Source organism: Xanthobacter dioxanivorans (assembly GCF_016807805.1).
GTDB lineage: Bacteria > Pseudomonadota > Alphaproteobacteria > Rhizobiales > Xanthobacteraceae > Xanthobacter > Xanthobacter dioxanivorans.
Genome location: NZ_CP063362.1, coordinates 5814866 through 5835059, shown reverse-complemented (window position 1 = coordinate 5835059; position 20194 = coordinate 5814866). Strand labels below are relative to the sequence as shown.

At 67.1% G+C, this 20194-nt stretch carries 13 protein-coding genes; 5 read left to right on the top strand and 8 right to left on the bottom strand.

Features of this window, described 5'->3' with window-relative positions:
* Positions 1–2 precede the first annotated feature (2 nt).
* The 3 genes from EZH22_RS27150 (at position 3) to serA (ending at position 2805) form a co-directional block, all read left to right on the top strand.
* Positions 3–902, top strand: coding sequence for an alpha/beta hydrolase (locus EZH22_RS27150; protein WP_203193459.1), 900 nt, complete (start codon positions 3–5; stop codon positions 900–902).
* Complete coding sequence (locus EZH22_RS27145) at positions 853–1242, top strand: RidA family protein (protein WP_203193458.1); 390 nt, start codon at positions 853–855, stop codon at positions 1240–1242. Before EZH22_RS27150 ends, EZH22_RS27145 begins: the two co-directional genes overlap by 50 nt.
* Before the next feature lie 285 nt (positions 1243–1527).
* A complete protein-coding gene (gene serA / locus EZH22_RS27140) occupies positions 1528–2805 on the top strand; it encodes a phosphoglycerate dehydrogenase (protein ID WP_231711174.1) in 1278 nt (425 codons plus the stop codon).
* Between the two features lie 63 nt (positions 2806–2868).
* Here the strand turns inward: serA and EZH22_RS27135 are convergent, their stop codons facing one another.
* Both EZH22_RS27135 and EZH22_RS27130 read right to left on the bottom strand, forming a co-directional pair.
* Positions 2869–3060, bottom strand: coding sequence for a hypothetical protein (locus tag EZH22_RS27135; RefSeq protein ID WP_203193457.1), 192 nt, complete (start codon positions 3058–3060; stop codon positions 2869–2871).
* Between the two features lie 169 nt (positions 3061–3229).
* Entirely contained in the window at positions 3230–8374 is a 5145-nt protein-coding gene (locus EZH22_RS27130) for a trifunctional serine/threonine-protein kinase/ATP-binding protein/sensor histidine kinase (protein ID WP_203193456.1), read from the bottom strand.
* A 396-nt stretch (positions 8375–8770) separates the two neighbouring features.
* Here EZH22_RS27130 and EZH22_RS27125 point away from each other — a divergent pair, with 396 nt between their 5' ends.
* Positions 8771–9664 carry a LysR family transcriptional regulator gene (locus EZH22_RS27125; protein ID WP_203193455.1) on the top strand — a complete coding sequence of 298 codons (894 nt, stop codon included), beginning with the start codon at positions 8771–8773 and terminating at the stop codon, positions 9662–9664.
* A gap of 67 nt (positions 9665–9731) precedes the next feature.
* Here the strand turns inward: EZH22_RS27125 and EZH22_RS27120 are convergent, their stop codons facing one another.
* From EZH22_RS27120 to EZH22_RS27095, 6 genes are all read right to left on the bottom strand, one after another.
* Positions 9732–10784 (bottom strand): cytochrome d ubiquinol oxidase subunit II, encoded by a 1053-nt coding sequence (locus EZH22_RS27120; protein ID WP_203193454.1) that lies wholly within the window; start codon positions 10782–10784, stop codon positions 9732–9734.
* Between the two features lie 3 nt (positions 10785–10787).
* A complete protein-coding gene (locus EZH22_RS27115) occupies positions 10788–12185 on the bottom strand; it encodes a cytochrome ubiquinol oxidase subunit I (RefSeq protein ID WP_203193453.1) in 1398 nt (465 codons plus the stop codon).
* 1 nt (position 12186) lies between these two features.
* Positions 12187–14487: an FdhF/YdeP family oxidoreductase gene (locus EZH22_RS27110; RefSeq protein ID WP_203193452.1), complete on the bottom strand. Its 2301-nt coding sequence runs from the start codon at positions 14485–14487 to the stop codon at positions 12187–12189.
* Between the two features lie 48 nt (positions 14488–14535).
* Entirely contained in the window at positions 14536–15423 is an 888-nt protein-coding gene (locus tag EZH22_RS27105; protein ID WP_203193451.1) for an AraC family transcriptional regulator, read from the bottom strand.
* Positions 15424–15834: 411 nt separating this feature from the next.
* Positions 15835–17421, bottom strand: a complete 1587-nt coding sequence (locus EZH22_RS27100) for an MFS transporter (protein ID WP_203193450.1) — start codon at positions 17419–17421, stop codon at positions 15835–15837.
* Positions 17421–18554, bottom strand: coding sequence for an HlyD family secretion protein (locus tag EZH22_RS27095; protein WP_203193449.1), 1134 nt, complete (start codon positions 18552–18554; stop codon positions 17421–17423). Before EZH22_RS27095 ends, EZH22_RS27100 begins: the two co-directional genes overlap by 1 nt.
* A gap of 371 nt (positions 18555–18925) precedes the next feature.
* On the opposite strand from EZH22_RS27095, the gene EZH22_RS27090 reads away from it, so the two are divergent.
* A complete protein-coding gene (locus EZH22_RS27090; RefSeq protein ID WP_203193448.1) occupies positions 18926–19768 on the top strand; it encodes an alpha/beta fold hydrolase in 843 nt (280 codons plus the stop codon).
* Positions 19769–20194: the final 426 nt, after the last annotated feature.

Genomic DNA, 20194 nt, shown 5'->3' with positions numbered 1-20194 from the left:
CCATGTCCGAAACCCTCATCGATCCCGCCCTGGAAGCCGAGTTCGCCCTGCGCCGGCGGCATCCCGAGCGCGAGAGCATTTATGACGGCCACCGCCGCCTCAGCGCAGCCCTGCGCGATGCCGGCCATGGCCTCCTGAACCAGCGCTACGGCGCCGGGCCGCGCTGCCTGCTCGACGTCTTCCCGGCGGACCCGGGTGCGCCGGTTCTGTTCTTCATCCACGGCGGCTACTGGCGGGCGCTCGACAAGTCCGACGTTTCCTTCATCGCCGAACCCTATGTGAACGCCGGCATCACCGTGGTGACCCCCGGCTATGACCTCGTGCCCCACGTGCGCGTCGCCGACATTCTGGACGAGATGCGCGCGGCCCTCGCCTGGGTCATGGACCACCTCGCGCCGCCGCGCATCGTGGTGGGCGGGCACTCGGCCGGCGGGCAGCTCGCGGCCATGCTGGCGCTGGACCAGGTGGAGAGCGGCATCGGGCCCATCTGCGGCCTCGCCGGCATCTCGGGCGCCTTCGACCTGCGCCCGCTGCGCCGCACATCGATCAATGTGGACCTCGCCCTCTCCGAGGCGGAGGCCGCGGCGGCGAGCCCGCTGGTGCGCCTCGCCGCCTTGCCCGCTTCAGCCACGCTGATGCCGCTCCTTGCCGCTGTGGGCGCCGAGGAGACGGCGGGCTTCAAGACCTGGAGCCGGGATCTCGCCGCCCTCTGGCACGCGCGGGGCGGGGCGGTGCAGCTTCTGGAGCCGGCGCGCCGCAACCACTTCACCATCCTCGACCTGCTCGCGGATCGGGAGGCCGAGCTGACGCGCGGCATTCTCGCGCTGGCCGAAACCCGACTTGGAGGCTCCGATGCTCACCCCCGTCCTTCCCGCCCCCACCGATGCCCGCCTGCCGTATAGTCCCGGCGTGCTCGCCTGCGGGCTGGTGCGCACGCTCTACATTTCCGGGCAGGTGGGCATCGAGGCCTCGGGCGCGGTGCCGGCGAGCTTCGAAGCGCAGGTGCGTGCGGCCTTCCGCAACCTGGAGGCCGTGCTCGCCGCCGCCGGCATGGGCCTTGCCGACCTCGCCAAGGTCACCGCCTATCTCACCGATCCGGCCGACTATGCGGCCTACGGCGCCCTGCGCACCGAGCTGCTGAAGGGCTGCAAGCCGGCCTCCACGCTGATCGTCGCCGCCGCGCTCGCCCGCCCCGACTGGCGCTTCGAGATCGAGGCCGTCGCGGTCGCCGCAGATCACTGAGGGCCAACGCCGGCAGGCCGAGGCTCGCCTCGGGGCCCTCGACCTGAACCGGGACGCCGGCCTGCGCTGCACGCATGCCTTCTGGCCGGGAGACGCCGGCAAAACGGGCCGAGGCCAGCGCTGGCCCCTGTGCCGCAGGGGCGGGTACGGTGGCCTGCGGCAAAAAGCGGTCTTCCCCCAGGCCGGCGATCGCCGCCCAAGACTTCGGCAGCGTTGAGCCGGACCCCGCCTTCTGTTAGGCGGTCTTCGGCTCTGAGTTCATCCATTGCTGAAGGACGCCGGATCGTGCACGCCAGCCATTCTCATTCGCCGCATCTCTCGCTGTCCAAGGACAAGATCCGGGTGCTGCTCCTCGAAGGCGTGAACGACAGCGCCGTGGAGATGGTGCTGGCTGCCGGCTACACCAACGTGACGCGCCTGCCCAAGGCGCTGGATGGGGATGCGCTGAAGGAAGCCATCAAGGGGGTGCACCTGCTGGGCATCCGTTCGCGCACGCACATCACGGCGGACGTCCTGGAGGCGGCGGACCGGCTGATCGCGATCGGCTGCTTCAGCGTCGGCACCAACCAGGTGGATGTGGATGCCGTCCGCCAGCATGGAATTCCGGTCTTCAACGCGCCCTTCTCCAACACGCGAAGCGTGGCGGAACTGGTGATCGGCGAGATCGTGATGCTGCTTCGGCGGATCCCGGCGCGCTCGCACGCGGCGCACGAGGGCCGCTGGGACAAGTCCGCGACCAACAGCCACGAGGTGCGGGGCAAGACCCTGGGCATCGTCGGCTACGGCAACATCGGCTCGCAGCTCTCCAACCTCGCGGAAGCCATGGGGATGAGGGTGATCTTCTACGATCACACCGACAAGCTCCGCCACGGAAACACGGAATCGGTGGCGAGCCTGCACGAGCTGCTGGGGCAGAGCGATATCGTCAGCCTGCACGTGCCCGAAACGCCGGCCACGCACGGGATGATCGGCCGCGACGAGATCGCGGCGATGAAGCCGGGGGGCTATTTCATCAACAACAGCCGCGGCACGGTGGTGGACCTCGACGCGCTGGCCGACGCCCTGCGCGCGGGCCGGCTCCGCGGGGCCGCGGTCGACGTCTTCCCGGTCGAGCCGGGCTCGAACAACGAGCGCTTCGTGTCGCCGCTCCAGGGCCTCGACAACGTGATCCTGACACCGCACATCGGCGGGTCCACCGAGGAGGCGCAGGAGCGCATCGGCGCGGAAGTGGCCCGCAAGCTCGTGGATTATTCCGACACCGGCTCCACCATGGGCGCGGTCAACTTTCCCCAGGTGCAACTGCCGGCCCGGCCCCTGGGCACGCGCTTCATCCAGGTTCAACGCAACCTGCCGGGCATGCTCGGGCGGCTCAACGACGTGCTCGCCCGCCACTCCATCAACATTGCCGCCCAGTATTACGAGACCCATGCCGATGTCGGCTACGTGGTGCTGGACGCCGACGCCTCCACCGCGGACAGCCAGCGCGTTCTCGCCGACATCCGGGCGATCGAGGGAACCATCCGCGCCCGGCTGCTCTACGAGCACAAGATCCAGGCCGCGTAGAGGGGGGAAATCCCGCTCACGCGCCGGTCGGCAGGGCGCCGGGGCCGTGGGACCTGCGCCGGCTCAACGCACCAGCGCCTCGCGCTGCTTGATCAGATCGTCGAGCAGCGCCTGTTGCTCGGCGATGCGGTCGGCCGTGCGGGCTTCGTCGGCGGCGCCGGACGCGGCGGTGGCCTGTTCCATCAGCTCGGACAGGTTCTCCCGCGCGGCCGCGATGCGCTCGTCGATCTCACCGAGAGCGGTGACCTCTGGCATTCGGTTTCTCCTTCCTGATGCTCGAAATGGAATGAGCGGGCCCATACTGAACGCCGGACCCGTGCGGGATGTTCATTTTCCTGTGATCCGGGCGACGCCTTCTCCCTCAGGGTGAGAGGGCGCTTCACCCGCGCCGATGGATCCGATTGGCCCGGATCGCGCTCCAGGATCATTCGACGACGTTCAGGCGAAAGAAAAAGATGCTGCCTCGACCGGCCACGGACGTCGCCTGCAGCGTTCCGCCATGGGCTTCCACGATGGACCGGCAGATGGCCAGCCCCATGCCCATGCCACTGGCCTTGGTGGTGAAGAAGGGATCGAAGATGCGCTGCAGGGTTTCCGGCGCCATTCCGCTTCCCTTGTCGTGCACGCGGACCAGTATCGACCGGTCTTCGCGGACGGATTCCACGACGAGCTCCCGCTCATCGGGCGCGAGAGCGGACATGGCATCGGCCGCGTTGGTGACGAGGTTGAGCACGACCTGCTGAAGCTGTACCGGATCGGCGGGCACCGTGCCCAGGTCCGGGTCGAGGCGCGTTTCCACCCTGACGTGCTGCGCACCGAGTTCGACCGACGTCAGCCGCAGCACCTCGCATATGGTCTCGTTGAGGTCGACCGGAACGAAAGCGGTCGGAGCCTGCTTGGCAAGCGATCGAAGCGCCTTGACGATGCCCGCGGCGCGCAGGCCGCTGCCGCGGATGTTCTCCAATCCCGCGTTGACCTCGTCCAGGTCCGGCTGCGGGCGCCTCAGCCATCGCAGGCTCGCATCGGCGTTGGAGACGACGCTGGCGAGCGGCTGATTGATTTCGTGGGCGATGGAGGCGGCGAGCCCGCCCATGACCGTGAGATGCGAGGTGCGCGTGAGGTCGGCGCGGGCCTGCTGGAGGGCCGTCTCGGTTTGGGAGCGCCGGGTGTTTTCCTCCGCCAGCTCCTTGTAAAGCCGTGCCGCATCGAGCGAAATCGCCGCCTGAGGGGCGAGGATCTCCAGCATGGCCGTGCGGTTCGCGGTGAACACGCCCGGAGCCAGATTGTTCTCGAGATAAAGCACGCCGACCAGCGTGCCACGCTTGATCAATGGCAGGCAGATCAGGGATCGCACGGGACGATCCAGCGGTCCGCCCTGGCGCAGGTGCGGGGCCTCCACGAAGGCGTCGGCGAACCTTGCGGACTTCTTCGTCCGGATGACCGTATTGAGCACGGACAGGGGAATGGCCTGCGGCGTGGGAAGCGCCTGGGCGATATGGACGACCACATCGCGCCGCGTCACGCGCGCGGTGGCCTCTATCATCGGCTCTTCGTCGCGCATCAGAATGAGCAGCCCATATTGGGCGCCGGCGTGAACGACCATGTCGGTCATCAGCGTCTCGACGACGCGGTCGAGCAGGATCTCCTCTGACAGCGCCTGCGCCGCCTTCATGACGACCGCGAGATTGAGTTCCGCCTGCCCCAAGTCCGGCGGCGCCTGCCCGAAGTCCGGCGGCGCCGGGGTGAATGCCGGGGTGTCGTCGGAAAGTTCAGCGTGGGCGGCTTCGAGCTGGCGGGCCTTGCCGTGCGCGCCCCAGCGGCGATAGCAGGCGCGGGCCGCGCGGAAATGACCCTGCGCCGAGGTCGTCAGGCCGAGCGTGGCGCAGAAGGCGCAGGCCAGCTCGTGCGCCAGCGCCTGCTCATGCACGAAGCCCGCCGCCTCGGCGGCGCGGGCGGCCTGTTCATAGCCGTTCAATGCGGCAAGGTGTTCGCCCCGCAGCCGCGCCATCTCGGCGTCTATCAGCAACAGCTTGTTGCGAAATGTCGCGGGATTCAGGTCGGACCAGCGGGCGAAGCGGGCGCGGTGGACCCCGAGGCGATCAATGGCCGCATCGGGCGTTTTATCCGCGGATGCACGCCGCGCCAGCGCGAGCGCCGCGAAAAGATTGCTGTATGCGACGTCGATATGGGCCGGCGCAGACCAGGACAGCGCCATGGCGGTTTCCATGAAGCGCGTCGCACTTTCATGGTCGCCGAAGAAGTAGGCGGTCATCCCCTCGTATAAGGCGGCCCAGAATAAGGTCGGGATCGAGCGTATCGGCCGCGCCGAGACCGTGCGGGCTCCGAGATAGTGCCCGCTCTGGAGGGTCTCGACGAACAACATCTGTCCTTCAAGGATGTATTCCACATCCTTGTACTTGATTTGCTGCGTAAGGGAGATGCCCTGCTCGATCTCTCCCTGGACGACCGCCAGATGCGCGCCGAGGACGATCAGATCCGAGCCGATATGATTGCGCGCGTAGCAGGTCATGCCCAGATCGCCCGCGGCATATCCGACGGTGACGGCCTCGCGCGCCCGCTCCAGGGCGTAGTGCAAGGGCTGCGTCCAGGGGCTGACCTGATCGACCGCGACCAGCGTCGCCGTCCTTTGGGCTTCGTAGCCGTCTCGCTGCGCGATCTTCAGGGCCGCCAATCCGTAAGCGAAACCATCTTCGTAGGCCTCGTAGAGGCTTGCGCCGAAGACGCCGAACCAGGCCAGCCCATAGGCCGACTCCGGCGTCATGCCATGGTGCAGGGTGAGTTCCACGATCTTGGCGGTGTGCAGGAAGCTCAACCCGCCTTCGACGAAGAATGATGAGCTGAGCGTGGACAACAGGGCGACGGCCGACCGGGTCTCGCCGTCCAGCATCTCCGGCAGGTCGACGAAGCGCGCAAGCGTGCATTCCGCAAGGCTCCCGCGCACCATCTGGAACGCTGCATCACACTCGGCCGCCGTCGGCGAGCGCTGCAGGACGACGCCCAGCAGCGACAAGCCGGCCAGTGCGGCATCTATGGCCTCCTGGTAGTCGGACCGCACCGTGTGCGTGACCGCCTTCAACCGGTAGACGTCCGCCTTGTCGGCCGGCCGCCGCGCGAAGGCCAGGAGAGCCTCGATCGCCGCCGATGCCTCTTCGATGCGCGCGAGGGCGATGAGGCACTCGCAATGCAGGAATTCCATCTCGAAGACGAGGGCATATTGCTGCGACCTCAAGACCGGCCCGGCGAGCGTGCGCGCGGTCCGCAGATAGCCCGCGGCCTGTTCCACCGACACCGCATCGCGCGCGCGGCGGGCCGCCGCGAGGAGCACCTGCACGAAGGAGAGGCGGTCGGACTGCGACAGGTCATCCGTCGCCGCGCGCTCGATCTGGTGGGCAACCTCGAAGGCGGCCTTGGTCAGGTCGTCCCCATGGGCCTCGACCATGAGGCGGGCGATCCGGGCATGTTCCACGGGCCGGTCGTCTTCCGCGGTCAGGGCGTAGGCGGCCTCCAGCACGCGGTCATGCGCGATCGCGAAATTGGCGCCGCGCCGGAGCAGCAGGCCGGCATCGAGGAGCGGCAGGGCCACCTGTTCGAGCTCCGTCGGGCTCAGGCAGGCGATGCGGGCGAAGAGCCGTGTCTCGCATTGTCCGCCGGCACACGCCAGGAGCCGCAAGAAATCGCGGCGCGCAGGCGGCAGTGCGTCAAGACGACGGACCATGAATTCGGCGACGTCGTGGTGGTGAACGGTCCGCTCTTCATTCCAGACCCAGCGTTGGAGCGCGAGGTCGAAGGTCACCGTATGCTCGTCCACGAGCGTGCGAAGAAACTGGCTGATATAGAAGGCGTTGCCGCCCGTCTTGCGGTGAACCATCTCCGCCAGGGCGGCGACATCGTCCGGCGTATCGCCCAGGCTGCTCGCGACGAGCTGCGACGTGTCCTGCAGCGTCAGCTGCCGAACCGCGATGTCCGTGACCCGCGACGAGCCGGAGCGGGCGAAGCCGAGCAGCTCGGTGAATTCGTCCCCATGCCCCGCCTCTTCATCACGATAGGCGATGATCAGCAACGTACGGCCGGGAGCATGCTCGACAAACGCTTTCACCACCGCGAGGGTGGAGGCATCGGCCCATTGGAGATCGTCCAGGAACAGCGCCAGCGGCGCGCTCTCGGTCGCAAAGGCCGACAGCGTCTGGAGGATGACGCGGATCATCCGTGCCTGAGCGAGGGCGATCGGGACCTCCGGAAGGGACAGGCCAGGCCCGATGACGAACTCCGTTTCCGGGACAAGGTCGGCGAGGAGGCGGCCATAGCCGCCGAGGGCGGCCACCAGGTGTTCGCGCACGAGGTCCAGAGCGGCGCCGCTCTCGCTGAGCAGGCGTGCAACCAATGACTTCAGGATCTGCGCGAAGGGCGCGTAGGGAATGTCCTTCTGCAGCAGGTCGCTCTTTCCGGCGGCAAAGTGGACGCCGGATGGTTCGACAAGCCCGGGCAGCCGATCCACGAGCGCAGATTTTCCGGCGCCCGGCGCGCCGGTAACGAAGATGATCTCGGATTCCCCGGTCTGGCGCACCCGGCCGAACGTTTCCGCAAGCATGGCCAGCTCGGCCGAACGGCCGATCAGGTTCCGGGAGGGTGAGGCCTGCCGCGGCAGATCTGCCCGCCCCAGCACGAATGGCGCGATGGCGCCGCCCGCCGCCCACGCGTCCTGGCAGCGCAGGAGGTCGGCATGTAGTGCGAGCGCGCTCTGGTAGCGTGCCGCCGGGTCCTTGGCGATCAGCCTCAGGATGATCTCCTCGATCACCGTGGGGATGCCGCTGCGTAGGGTGCCCGGCCGCGCGGCCTCGATGGCAACATGGGCATGCAGCCATTGCGCGACCGAATCGGCCCTCAAGGGCAACTGGCCGGTGACGAGTTCATAGAGGACGACGCCGAGCGCATAGAGATCGCTCCTGCAATCGCTGCCGGGCTCGTCGCGGCGCGCCTGCTCGGGGGCGGCGTAGGCCATGGCTTCGAGGGTGGGGACGAAAGCCGAGGACGGCGCCGCCTCGTCAAGGCGCACCGCCAGGCCAAAGGAGGAAAACCGGACGCGGCCGTCTGCGTCCACGATCATGTTGGCGGGCTGGATGGCGCGATGAAGGAGGCCGCTGCGATGCATCTGCGACAATGCCGACGCGGCACCGGTGGCAATCTTCAGGAAGTCCGTTACCGATACGGGTTCCATGTCGCCCGCACCACCCAATGGCCGGCCCTCCCGTTCCGGAAACACCAGGGCCACGCGTCGATCCAGGTCAATCAGCGCAAGCGGGACTTCGGCCCAGCCGTCATTCAGCCGGGAAGCGACAAGATACTCGTTTCGCAGCGAAAGGGTCGCGTCGACGGCTTCCATCGAACTGCTTGATATCCGCCAGGTGACGCCAGTGGCGGCATCATGTCCCCTGTAATGATCGATGCCGTTGATGGATTGCGCTGCATGGAGGGCCAGCTGGCTGAACCAGGTGGCGTCATAGGCAAAATCAGATTGAGATGAGCTGTTCGTCTCGGAAACGTTTTTCATCCGGCGGGCGCTTCATATGCTGACTCCGCCGTGGGCAGGATCGCTGCCCGTGAGCGAGGAGAAGCCGTTGTTGAGACGTGAATTTTATTACTGCGAGATCCCAATAGGATATCATTCAGGCGGATGACTCGCCCCCCCCAATACAGAAATGATATCAATATCTCTTGCGAGAGGCGCTGGATGGCGTTCTTCCGTGACGGCACCCTGAGATATGAAGCGCGCCCTCCCGGGCATGTGTGGCGGGGTGTCCCGAAGGATCTGCGAGCATCGGCGTAGCCTTTGGCATGCCGCGGTCTCGCCCACCTTTTTTCACGACCAATTCCCACTACATTACGATGCCCGATGGCTGGCTGGGAACAGCTTTCTCAGGCCGTACGATACGGAAGAAAAATCCGCATGGACAGGCTCGACGGCGTTTCCGTCTTTGTGCAGGTGAACGATTCCGGCAACTATGCCGCGGCCGGGCGGGTTCTCGGACTATCGGCCTCGGCCGTGGGCAAGACGATCATCCGGCTCGAAGAGCGCGTCGGCGTGCGCCTGTTCCACCGGGACAATCGCAGCATCGGCCTGACGCCGGAAGGCGCGACCTTTCTCGTTCATTGCCGCGCCATCATGGCCGAGCTGGCCCTGGCGGAGGCGAGCCTGTCGCGAGCGCAGGAGAAGCCGACCGGAAGGCTGCGCGTCAGCGCTCCGATCGTCAGCGAATCGTGGAACCGGGTCTTCCTGGAATTCATGACGAGCTATCCGGAGATCGACCTGGAGGTCAGCTACACGAACCGCCTCGTGGATCTCATAGAAGAGGGGTTCGACGTGGTCCTGAGGATCGGGCCGCTGCGGGACTCCCGCCTGCGGACCCGGCGGCTGGGTTCCTTCAGCCTGCGGCTCGTGGCCTCTCCCGGCTATCTCGCGCGTCATGGCACGCCGAAGACGATCGACGACCTCGCGGGCCATGCCTGCCTACGCAACCGCAACGTCTCGAGCAGCCGCATCGACAGCTGGCCACTCGGGCCCCATCACATCCAGCTCAGCTCGCGCTTGTCCAACAAGTTCGTGGCCGACCACTATGCCGTCCTCCTCTCCGCGGTCCTGAGCGGCCTCGGCATCGCCTGCCTGCCGAGCTTCTGGGCGGATGAGCACATCGCCACCGGCGCCTTGCGCGTGCTGCTCGCGGATCTGACGCAGAATGAACGCGCCGTCTCCGCGCTCTGGCCGGCCGGTCGCGACCACCCGGCCCGACTGGCGACCTTCATCGATTTCATGGCGCGGCATCTCCCCACCGGGCTCCGCTGAAATCCGCTGCGCCGCGGGCCCTGCCCCAGGTGCGTGGCCCGCCGCGAAGCAGGGCGAGGCCGGGCCATCAGTGCAGGCCCTCCGTCGATCCGGCTTCGCCGCCGTAGCCGCCCGTCTGATGCACCGTCTTGCCGCGGAACACCCAGTAGGCGTGGGCCTGATAGGCGAGCACGATGGGCAGGATGATGGCGATGCCGACGCCGATGAACCTCAGCGATTGCGGATCGGAAATGCCGTCCCAGACCGTCACATGGCGGGGCACGACGTAGGGCCATAGGCTGACGACGAGGCCGACAAGGCCGAGCGCGAACAGAACCAGCGCCAGGAGGAAGGTCCGCACCTCGGCGCCATCCCACAGGCCGCGCCAGATTGTGACGATCACGCCGAGGGTCACCAGCGGGACCGGCGCGAGCAGGAAGAGGTTCGGCAGGGCGAACCAGCGGGCCGCGACCTCCGGCACGCTCCAGGCGCTCCATGCGCTGACCAGCGCCATCATCGCCGCGACGAGGATCAGCGCCGCGTGGGCGATCTCGCGGGCGAAGACCTGCGTCGGCCCGTCCGTCTTCCAGATCAGCCACCCGGCGCCGATCAGCCCATAGCCGCCGACGAGGCCGACGCCGCAGAGCACGCCCAGCAGGCTCAGGAAGCTGAACGGGCCGCCGGCGAACATGCCGTTCTCCACCGGCACGCCATTGATCAGCCCGCCGAGGATGAGGCCCTGACAGAAGGTGGCGAGGAACGAGCCGCCGGCGAAGGCGATGTCCCAGGCAAGGCGGAACCGCGTCGCCTGGAGGCGGAAGCCGAACGCCACGCCCCGGAAGATCAGCGCGAACAGCATGAACATGATCGGAAGGTAGAAGGCTGGCAGCAGTACGTAGTAGCCCGCCGGGAAGGCGGCGAGCAACAGCGTGCCGCCCATCACCAGCCAGGTTTCGTTGCCGTCCCACACCGGTTCGATGGAGGCCATCATCAGGTCCCGGTCCTGGTCTCGCGGCGCGGCCAGGAACAGGATGCCGACCCCGAGGTCCAGCCCGTCGGCGAGGACGTAGACGGTGACGCAGAACGTCACGACGGCGGCGAAGATGAGCGGAACGTGTTCCGCAAAGAGCTGCGCGATCATGGTTCAGATCCCCCCTTGCCCGGCGCTGGAGCCGGTTCCGAAGACATTGACGTTGGTCCGGTCGAGGCCGGGGTGCTCGTGCGCGGGCAGCGGGGCATCGGCCGGCCCCTTCAGCGCGACCCGCGCCGCGAACCAGAAGAAGGCCAGCAGGAGAAGGTTGTAGATGGCGAAGAAGATGAGCAGCGAGGCGGTGACCGCCCCGGCCGTCACCGGCGCCACCGCATCGGCGGTGCGCAGCGCCCCATAGATGATCCAGGGCTGGCGCCCGGTCTCGGTCACCGTCCAGCCGGCGATCACGGCGATGAAGCCGAGCGGCGTTGCCGCCATCGCCACCACCTGGAACCAGCGCGCGTCGTGGAGCCGGCCACGCAGGCGCAGGATCAGGCCGGTGATCGCGGTTGCCAGCAGCAGCACGCCGATCCCCACCATGATGCGGAAGGCGAAGAAGACGACCGGCACATACGGCCGGTCGGACGGCGGCACCGCCTTCAGTCCCTGCACCTCGCCATCCCAGCTGTGGGTCAAATAGAGGCTGGCGAGGTGCGGGATGTCGATGGCGTAGCGATTGCGCTGGGCTTCCATGTCCGGCCAGGCGATCACGGTCATGGCCGGTCCCTTGGTCGTGTCCCACAGCCCTTCCATCGCGGCGAGCTTCGTCGGCTGCTCCTTGAGGGTGTTGCGGCCGTGCAGGTCACCGATGAAGATCTGGGTCGGGGCGAGGATGAGCGCCATCCACATGGCCATGGAGAAGGCCGTGCGCGAGGCGGCGAGGTGCTGGCGCCGCCAGAGGTGGAAGGCCGAGACCCCGGCGACGACAAAGGAGCATGTGAGGAAGCTCGCGCAGACCATGTGGGCGAGGCGGTAGGGGAAGGACGAGGTGAAGATGACCGAGGCCCAGTCCGCCACGTGGTAGATGCCGTTGGCATCCGCCACCGCGCCCGCCGGCGTCTGCATCCAGCTGTTCGCGGCGATGATCCAGGTGGCGCTGAACATGGCGCCGGCCGACACCATCAGGCAGGCGAAGAAATGCGCCCCCTTGCTCACCCGGCCTTCGCCGAACAGCATGATGCCGATGAAGCCGGCCTCCAGGAAGAACGCGGTGAGCGTCTCGTACATGAAGAGCGGCCCCAGCACGTTCGCCACCGAGCGTGAGAAGCCGGCCCAGTTGGTGCCGATCTCGTAGCTCAGCACGATGCCGGTGATGACGCCCATGGCGAAGCCGAGGGAGAAGATGCGCGTCCAGAAGCGCATCAGGTCGCGATAGACCGGGTTCCCGGTCCGCCACCAAAGCCCGCTCAGCCAGGTGACGAACCAGGCGACGCCGATGGTGAAGGTCGGCCACAATATGTGGAAGCCGATGGTGAAGGCGAACTGCAACCGGGCGAGTTGGACCGCGTCCATGTCAGTGCGCTCCTTGTTCGGCGATGACCTTGGCGAGCCGCACCGGCACGCCCTTGGAGGAGGGGGTAAAGCTCTGCGGATCGTGCGCGTAGAGCGGCACCAGCGGGTTGGTCTCGGGGTAGTAGGCGGCGCAGCTCCCGTCCGGGAAGCTGTGGGGCACCACGCGGAAGCCGCGAACGGCGCGCTCGACCCCGTCGGTCGACAGGGTGATGATGTCGACCCGGTCGTCGGCCTCCAGGCCCCGCTTCTTCATTTCCTCTTCGTTGAGGAAGATCACGTCGCGCTGGCCATAGACGCCGCGATAGCGGTCGGAGAGCGAGTAGAGCGTGGTGTTGTACTGGTCGTGGCTGCGCACCGTCGTCAGCCACAGCATGTCCGCCTCGGCCTCGGCGGGATCCTCGCAGAGCCCCTGGATCACCAGGAAGTTCGCCTTCCCGGAGGGCGTCGCCCAGATGCGTTCGCGGGCGAGCGAGGTGAGGTGGAAGCCGCCGGGCTCCTTGATGCGGGCGTTGTAGCCCTGGAAGATCGGGAACACCGCCTCGATGTCCTCGCGGATGCGCGCATAGTCGCCGATCAGCTCCTCCCAGGCGACCTTGGAGCGCGCCCCGAGCGTCGCCCGGGCCATGCCGGCGATGATCGCGGGCTCGCTCTTCAGCGCCTCCGAGGCCGGAGCGTTGTGGCCGCGCGAGGCATGCACCATCGACATGGAATCCTCGACGGTGACCGACTGCGCGCCGCTGGCCTGCATGTCGATCTCGGTGCGGCCGAGGCAGGGCAGGATCAGCGCCTCGCGGCCATGCACGAGGTGGCTGCGGTTGAGCTTGGTGGCGATGTGCACCGTCAGGTCCAGCTTGCGCATGGCCGCCTGGGTGACCTGCCAGTCCGGGACGGCGGCGGAGAAGTTGCCGCCGAGGCCGATGAAGACGCGGGCCTCGCCGCGCACCATCGCCTCCAGGGCGGTGACCACGTTGTGGCCGAAGGCGCGCGGCGGCTCGAAGCCGAACCGGGCCTTGATGGCGTCGAGCAGCGCATCGCCCGGGACCTCGGTGATGCCGACCGTGCGGTCGCCCTGGACGTTCGAATGGCCGCGCACCGGGCAGATCCCCGCCCCCTCGCGCCCGATATTGCCGCGCAGCAGCGCGAGATTGGCCAGCTGCTGCACGTTCTGGGTGCCGTGGCGGTGCTGGGTGATGCCCATGCCGAAGACGAGGATCGCCCGCTCGGCCTTCATGTAGGCGGTGGCGGCTTCCACGATGTCGGCCTGGGCGATGCCGGATTTGCGCGTGATGTCGCGCCAGGACGTCGCCTTGAGATCGGCGATCAGAGCCTCGATGCCGACCGTATGGCCGCGGATGAAGTCCCAGTCGAGCACCGGCCCGCGTTCCTCGCGGCGGGCCAGGTCGTCGGCCTCCACGAGGTGCTTCATCATGCCCTTGATCAGGGCGACATCGCCTCCAACCTTGACCTGGTAAAGGCGCGAGGAGATCGGCGTCGAGGTGAGCGTCGCCATCTCCACCGGGTTCTGCGGCGCCTGGAAGCGCTCGAGCGCCCGTTCGCGGAACGGGTTGAATGACATGATGGTCGCCCCGCGCCGCGCGGCGTTGCGCAGGTCCGTCATCATGCGCGGACTGTTGGTGCCGGGATTCTGGCCGAAGATGAAGATCAGGTCGGCTTTCTCGAAGTCTTCAAGCAGCACCGTGCCCTTGCCGACGCCGAGCGACTGCGGCAGCCCCACGCTGGTGGCTTCGTGGCACATGTTCGAGCAGTCGGGGAAGTTGTTGGTACCGTATTCGCGGGCAAAAAGCTGGTAGAGGAAGGCGGCTTCGTTGGAGGCGCGGCCGGAGGTGTAGAAGTCGGCCATGTTCGGGTCGGGCAGTGCGTTGAGGTGCCGTGCCACGAGCGCGAACGCGTCCTCCCAGCTCACTGGCGCATATCGGTCGGTGAGGGCGTCGTAGCGCATCGGGTGGGTGAGGCGGCCCTGCATCTCCAGATCGAAGTCGCTGAAGCCTGCGAGCTCCGACACCGAATGGGCGGCGAAGAAGTCGGGCGTGCAACGCCTGGTCGTCGCCTCCCACGCCACCGCCTTGCCGCCGTTCTCGCAATATTCGAAGGGGGAGGTGTGCTTGGGGTCGGCCCAGCCGCATCCGGGGCAGTCGAAGCCGCCCGGCTGGTTCATGCGGGCGAGGGTCGCCATGCCGGAGACGGCGACATGCTGTTCCACCAGCGCGGAGCCCATGGCCTTCAGGGCGCCCCATCCGCCGGCGGGGCTGTGATACGGACGGATGGTCTTCACGATGCCCATGGCCGGGCTCCTGTCGCTCAACGATTGGGGGGCGGCGAAGCCGGAGTGTCAGTTGCCGGTGCGGTCGGCGCGGCGCCACTGATAGGGCGTCTGTCCGACGAAGCGGCGGAACACGGTGGTGAAATGCGACTGGGTCTGGAAGCCCACCGCAAGGGCGATCTCGACCAGGGTGTCGCGGGTCTCCTGCATCATCGCCTGGGCCCGCTCGATGCGGCGGCGGAGCAGGAATTCATGCGGGCGAAGTCCGGTCAGCACGCGGAACTGCGCGGCGAAGTGCATGCGGCTGAGGCCGGCGGCGGCGGCCATGTCCGCAAGGCTGATGGCCTCGCTGAGGTTTGCCTCGATATAGGCCTCCACGCGCTTGAACCGCCACCGCGGCAGGCCCGACCTCGACCGGGCCGGTTGCGGCGTCGGCGCGGACGGCGCCGCGGGCTCCGGCTCGATCCGCCCTTGGGCCGAGAGCAGGTGGGTGACGATGGCGAGGCGCAACGCATCGGCATAGAGGGCGCCATACTCCTCGGTGCTTTGCTCCGCGGCCGCCAGCGCGCGAGACAGGCGTTGCACCACCGGATCGGCGGCGACGTCCCGCTTGCGGGCGTGGGGCTCGCCTGCCGAAAAAATCTCGAACCACCCGGAGAGGTCCGGGCTCGCGACCTGAAGCTGGACCCTTCCGGCCGGGGCCGGACCCGATCCGGCAAGATGCATCGTGTGGACCGGAGCCTGACCGGACGCCGAGATGTCGATCACCACGCCCACATGGCCGAGGTTGACGGACAGCGTCTCTGGTCGGGAGGCCGGCGGGTTGATGGCCGCGCTCCCGCCGAGCATCTCGGCCGAGGCCGACTTGGGATGCCCGATCACATGGGAGGAGACCAGCTCCCCGGCGGGAATGCGCGCGACGCGACCTTCGGGGAAAGGCGAAACGTGGATCGACATGGCCTGAACTCCTGGGGCATGGGAGCTTTACATGGCTGGCTCGGGTCGACCGCAGATGTGAGTTCACAGCGAGCAGATTATAATTCTATATCTACTTACTGTAATCCGGCATTTCTGCGGTGCGTGGCGCTCAACCGCGGTCGGGCGTTGATCCAAGAATAGATGGGCCCAGGAATTGCTCCATTCTACGTGGGTTTGGCTGGCTATATGAAGCGTTTACGGGAGCCATACTTAGGTATGGCGAGGGCTCGCCGGCGCGTTTCCCGGCCGTCGGCCGAAGCGGCGCGATCGCGTGCAAAGCCCGGTGCGGCGCGGGTCGGCGAAGTCGCCCCGGCATGGGCGCCGCATCGGCGCGGGGATGAAGTCCGGCGGCTTTTCTCGCCGGGCCCCCGAGGTTCCTGGTCTCCGGCTTCAGTATCGCGGGCTCAGCGGCCCGTGCGGGGGCTGAGTGAGCAAGGCCACCATGAAAAGCCCGAGCAGCGCGCCCCAGTAGCTGATCTGGAACGCGTCGATATACGCGAGGATATTCGCCTCGCGGCCCACCACGTCCGCCAGCATCTTCACGCCGCGCGCATGAACGACCTGAAGCGATCCACCTGCACCGGCGAACGGCGCGGCGAAATTCTGGATGGCGGTGGTGACCACCTCGCTCGTGGACGGGACATGCAGGCCGAGCAGGTAGGAGTGAAGCTGCTCGCGGTGACGCAGCCATGTCGACATCAGGCTGACGGCGGTTTCCGCCCCTCCCAGCCGCAGCACCTGCACATAGGCGGCGGTGGCGGTCGCGAGCTTCGGATCGGAATTGGCGAGGATGAAAACCACCGCCGCAAGGAAGGTGAAGCCCTGGCCGACGGCCTGGATGAGCAGCATGGGCAGGAACGTCCAGGCGGACCATTCACCGGTGATGTAGGTGCCCATCTTCGCGGCGACGGCGAAGGCGAGAAAGCCGACGAGCAGGGCGATGCGCGCGTCGAACAGCCGGATCGTCAGCACCGCGAGCGGCATGATGAGCAGCAGCGGCGCGGCGGTGCCGAGGAAGATGGGCCAGCCCATCTGTTCCGGGCGCAGGCCGACCACGGTGGTGAGGAAGCCCGGCACCAGCATGCTGTTCGAGATGCTGGCGATGTCGAAGCACAGGATGCTGAGGAAAGCGATGATGATGTTGCGCTTGGCGATGACGCGATGGCTGGCCCAGGGGTCGCGGATGGCCATCTCGTTTATGAAGAAGCCGACGAGCAAGGCGCCCCCGGCGCACAGCAGGGTGAGGATGAGGCCCGATTGCATCCAGTCCAGCCGGTTGCCCTGGTCGAGCGCGACATAGAGAAGGGCCCAGCTGGTGCCGAGCAGCGCCATGCCGCCCCAGTCGGCGCGTTCCAGCAGGTTGAAATCGGTGTTCTCGCGGGGCGTGCCGAGACGAATCAGCAACCCGATGACGGGGGCAAGGAAGACATCCTGCCAATAGACCCATTGCCAGCCCAGGTGCTGCTCGTAGAAGCCGACGATGGCGACGCCGGCGCTTTGGGAGAAAGCGAGCCGGAAAGCATAGATCGCCAGTGCCGGAATCCACCATTTCACCGGCAGATTGCGGAAGATGATCATGATCGTCGCCGGGATGAAGACCCCGAGCAGAAGCCCCCGGATCACATGCAGCACGACCAGCGGTTCCCAGTCGCGGACAAACGGGATCACCAGGGAGATGGCGGCGTAGAAAAGGCTCGGCCAGAACAGCACCCGGCGCACGCCAAAGGTCGCGGCCAGCCAGGCGACGGCCGGCGCGACGAGAATCTGCGGCGCCGTCGCGAAGGTGTTGAGCCAGGCGCCCTGATCATAGCTGAGGCCGAATGCGCCGCGCAGGTCCGGCAGGCCGATGGAGAACAGGCGGGTGTCGAACCCGACGAGAAACGAGCCGAGAAGCACCGCTGCCGCGGCGAACACCGGCTGCGGCGCGATCTGCCCCTGGGCCTGATCGGCTGCGGCGCCGGAGCTGGCCGTCGCCATCACCGCGCGCCTTCGACGTGGATCCGGGCTTCGACCGACATGCCGGCGCGCAGCCGGTCCTGCAACGGCTGGTCGGGATCGATGGTGATCCGAACCGGGATGCGCTGAACCACCTTGGTGAAGTTGCCCGTCGCGTTGTCGGGCGGCAGCAAGGCGAACACCGAGCCGCTCGCCGGCGAAACACGCTCCACCTGCCCGCGCAGCGTCTGGTCCGGGAAGCTATCCACCGTGATCTCCACCGGCTGCCCGGGCCGCACGTGGGTGAGCTGTGTTTCCTTGAAGTTCGCGATCACGTAGACGTTGGGGATGGGCACTGCCGCCACAAGGTTGGTGCCGATGTTCACATAGTCGCCGACCTGCACCAGCCGCCTGCCGACGATGCCGTCGAACGGGGCGACGATGGTGGTGTAGCCGAGCTTGAGCTGGGCGGTCTTGAGCGCCGCCTTCGCCGCATCGAGGTTCGCGCGCAAGCTGCCTTCCTGGCCGATCAGCACGTCGAGCTGGCGTTTCTGCGCCTCGATGGCGGCCTGGCCCGAATGCACGTCGGCACCGGCCTTCGCGAAGTTGGCGGTGGCCTGCTGCAATCTCTGCTCGGTGCCGGCGATGCCGCCGGTTACCAGTGCCTGCTGGCGGTTGTATTCCTCGGTCATCTCCGTCAGCACCGCTTTGGCCGAGACGAGCTGGGCCTCCGCCTCGCGGATCAGGGCGCGTTGCAGGTCTTCCTGGTTCTGCAGGTTGGTCAATGCGGACTGCGCGCCGTTCACCGCCGCCTGCGCGCCATCGACCGCCGCCTGGTAGTCCGCCGGATCGATCTGGAAGAGCGTCTGGCCCGCCCTGACGTTTTGATAATCGTCGATCAGCACGTGCAGGACATTGCCGCCGACACGGGCGCTGAGCGTCGAGACGTCGGACTGGACATAGGCATCGTCGGTGTACTGGGATGGCCAGTTGCTGGCCCACCGGTCCCAATAGGCATTGCTGAAGATCAGCAGGGCGCCGATGCTCACGATCGCGGCGAGGGGGATGAGGAGCCGCTGCAGGCCGGAGCCGCTGCGCCCTCCATCGCCGGCGGGCGCAGAGGCCGGGGCGGCCTGGGCCTCTCGCGGAAGCGGGGGCGTCTCGGTGGCGGACATGACTTCGGCTTCCTTGGCGGGCGGAGCGGGCCAGGGCGGCACCGTCCGGTCGATTTATCGGCGCGCCGGGTGATGCGTCTTGCCGAATGCCACTTTTGCGAAGGCGGGCGTGCGCGCGAAAAACCGCTTCCGCGGCACCGCCGGTGAGCGGCAGGAACGTGCAAATCGCAAAGACGCCGTCGGGACGATCGTGCAGGGTTCACTCGGGCGACGATGGTGAGCCGGGCGACAGCGCATGAGCGGGAGCCGCCGGGAACTTGCTGCGTGCAACATGTGACCGCAGCTGTCCGTCCGAATGCGTGAACCCGCCCCGGGGCTCGGCCCTGGCGAAGCGTGTTTGCGGCATATCAACCCCTACTGGAGATACCACCATGAGCCACGGGTTCGTCACGACCAAGGACGGCGTCGAAATCTTCTTCAAGGACTGGGGCCCGAAGGACGCCCAGCCGATCGCCTTCCATCACGGCTGGCCGCTGTCGTCGGATGACTGGGATGCCCAGATGCTGTTCTTCCTCGGCAAGGGTTACCGCGTCGTCGCCCACGATCGCCGCGGCCATGGCCGCTCCACCCAGGTGAGCGACGGCCATGACATGGACCACTACGCCGCCGATGCCTCCGCCGTGGCCGAGCATCTCGACCTGCGGAACGCCGTCCATATCGGCCATTCGACCGGGGGCGGCGAAGTCGCCCGCTACGTGGCGAGGTTCGGCCAGCCCCAGGGACGCGTCGCCAAGGCCGTGCTGGTCAGCTCGGTTCCTCCGTTGATGGTGAAGACCGAGAGCAACCCGGGCGGCACGCCGATCGAAGTCTTCGACGGCTTCCGCGCCGCGCTCGCTGCCAACCGCGCCCAGTTCTTCGTCGACGTCGCCGCCGGCCCGTTCTACGGATTCAATCGGGCGGGCGCGAAAATCTCGCAGGGCGTGATCGACAATTGGTGGCGCCAGGGCATGATGGGGAGCGCCAAGGCCCATTACGAGGGCATCAAGGCATTCTCCGAGACCGACCAGACCGAAGACCTGAAGGCGATCACCGTTCCCACCCTGGTCACCCAGGGGGACGACGACCAGGTCGTTCCCTACACGGACGCCAGCCTGCTGCAGGCGAAGCTGCTGAAGAACGCCACGCTCAAGGTCTATGAGGGCTTCCCTCACGGCATGCTCACCACCCATGCCGACGTGATCAACCCGGATCTGCTCGCCTTCATCAAGGGCTGACCGGAGAGCCATGCCGCGGGGGCTGAACAGAGCCCGCGGCATGGTTCCGGATCTTGGGGTCCAATTGGAATTCCCCCGATTCGCACGAAATGGCGCCGGTTGAGCGTTTTCCCTGTCATGGCAGGGGCACGCCCGGCCATGACGTTGTGGTCGTGGATGCAGTCGTATCGAACACTTTGCGGGATTCATCTTGGAGTTGGAGAGCGATTCACCGATCAAATTGGTTCAACCTGATCGGATCGCGCTCCAAGAATATTTTGATGCCTTCAAACTGGGCTTGCCAAAAGAAAGTCAATGATGCCAGAACTTGCCTGGGCCACAATGGCGCAGAGGTGAGGGCGCAGAGGTTTGGAGCGACCATCACTGCCCATTCATGCATGGCTTGTTCACGCGAATTCCGCTCCGGCCCGGCCCGGCCCGGCCCGG

Coding starts and splice junctions, on each gene's coding strand:
- EZH22_RS27095 (WP_203193449.1), bottom strand. CDS start 18,554: ATGTCCGCCACCGAGACGCCCCCGCTTCCGCGAGAGGCCCAGGCCGCC.
- EZH22_RS27150 (WP_203193459.1), top strand. CDS start 3: ATGTCCGAAACCCTCATCGATCCCGCCCTGGAAGCCGAGTTCGCCCTG.
- EZH22_RS27145 (WP_203193458.1), top strand. CDS start 853: ATGCTCACCCCCGTCCTTCCCGCCCCCACCGATGCCCGCCTGCCGTAT.
- EZH22_RS27105 (WP_203193451.1), bottom strand. CDS start 15,423: ATGTCGATCCACGTTTCGCCTTTCCCCGAAGGTCGCGTCGCGCGCATT.
- EZH22_RS27090 (WP_203193448.1), top strand. CDS start 18,926: ATGAGCCACGGGTTCGTCACGACCAAGGACGGCGTCGAAATCTTCTTC.
- EZH22_RS27125 (WP_203193455.1), top strand. CDS start 8,771: ATGGACAGGCTCGACGGCGTTTCCGTCTTTGTGCAGGTGAACGATTCC.
- EZH22_RS27135 (WP_203193457.1), bottom strand. CDS start 3,060: ATGCCAGAGGTCACCGCTCTCGGTGAGATCGACGAGCGCATCGCGGCC.
- EZH22_RS27115 (WP_203193453.1), bottom strand. CDS start 12,185: ATGGACGCGGTCCAACTCGCCCGGTTGCAGTTCGCCTTCACCATCGGC.
- EZH22_RS27130 (WP_203193456.1), bottom strand. CDS start 8,374: ATGAAAAACGTTTCCGAGACGAACAGCTCATCTCAATCTGATTTTGCC.
- EZH22_RS27120 (WP_203193454.1), bottom strand. CDS start 10,784: ATGATCGCGCAGCTCTTTGCGGAACACGTTCCGCTCATCTTCGCCGCC.
- EZH22_RS27110 (WP_203193452.1), bottom strand. CDS start 14,487: ATGGGCATCGTGAAGACCATCCGTCCGTATCACAGCCCCGCCGGCGGA.
- EZH22_RS27100 (WP_203193450.1), bottom strand. CDS start 17,421: ATGGCGACGGCCAGCTCCGGCGCCGCAGCCGATCAGGCCCAGGGGCAG.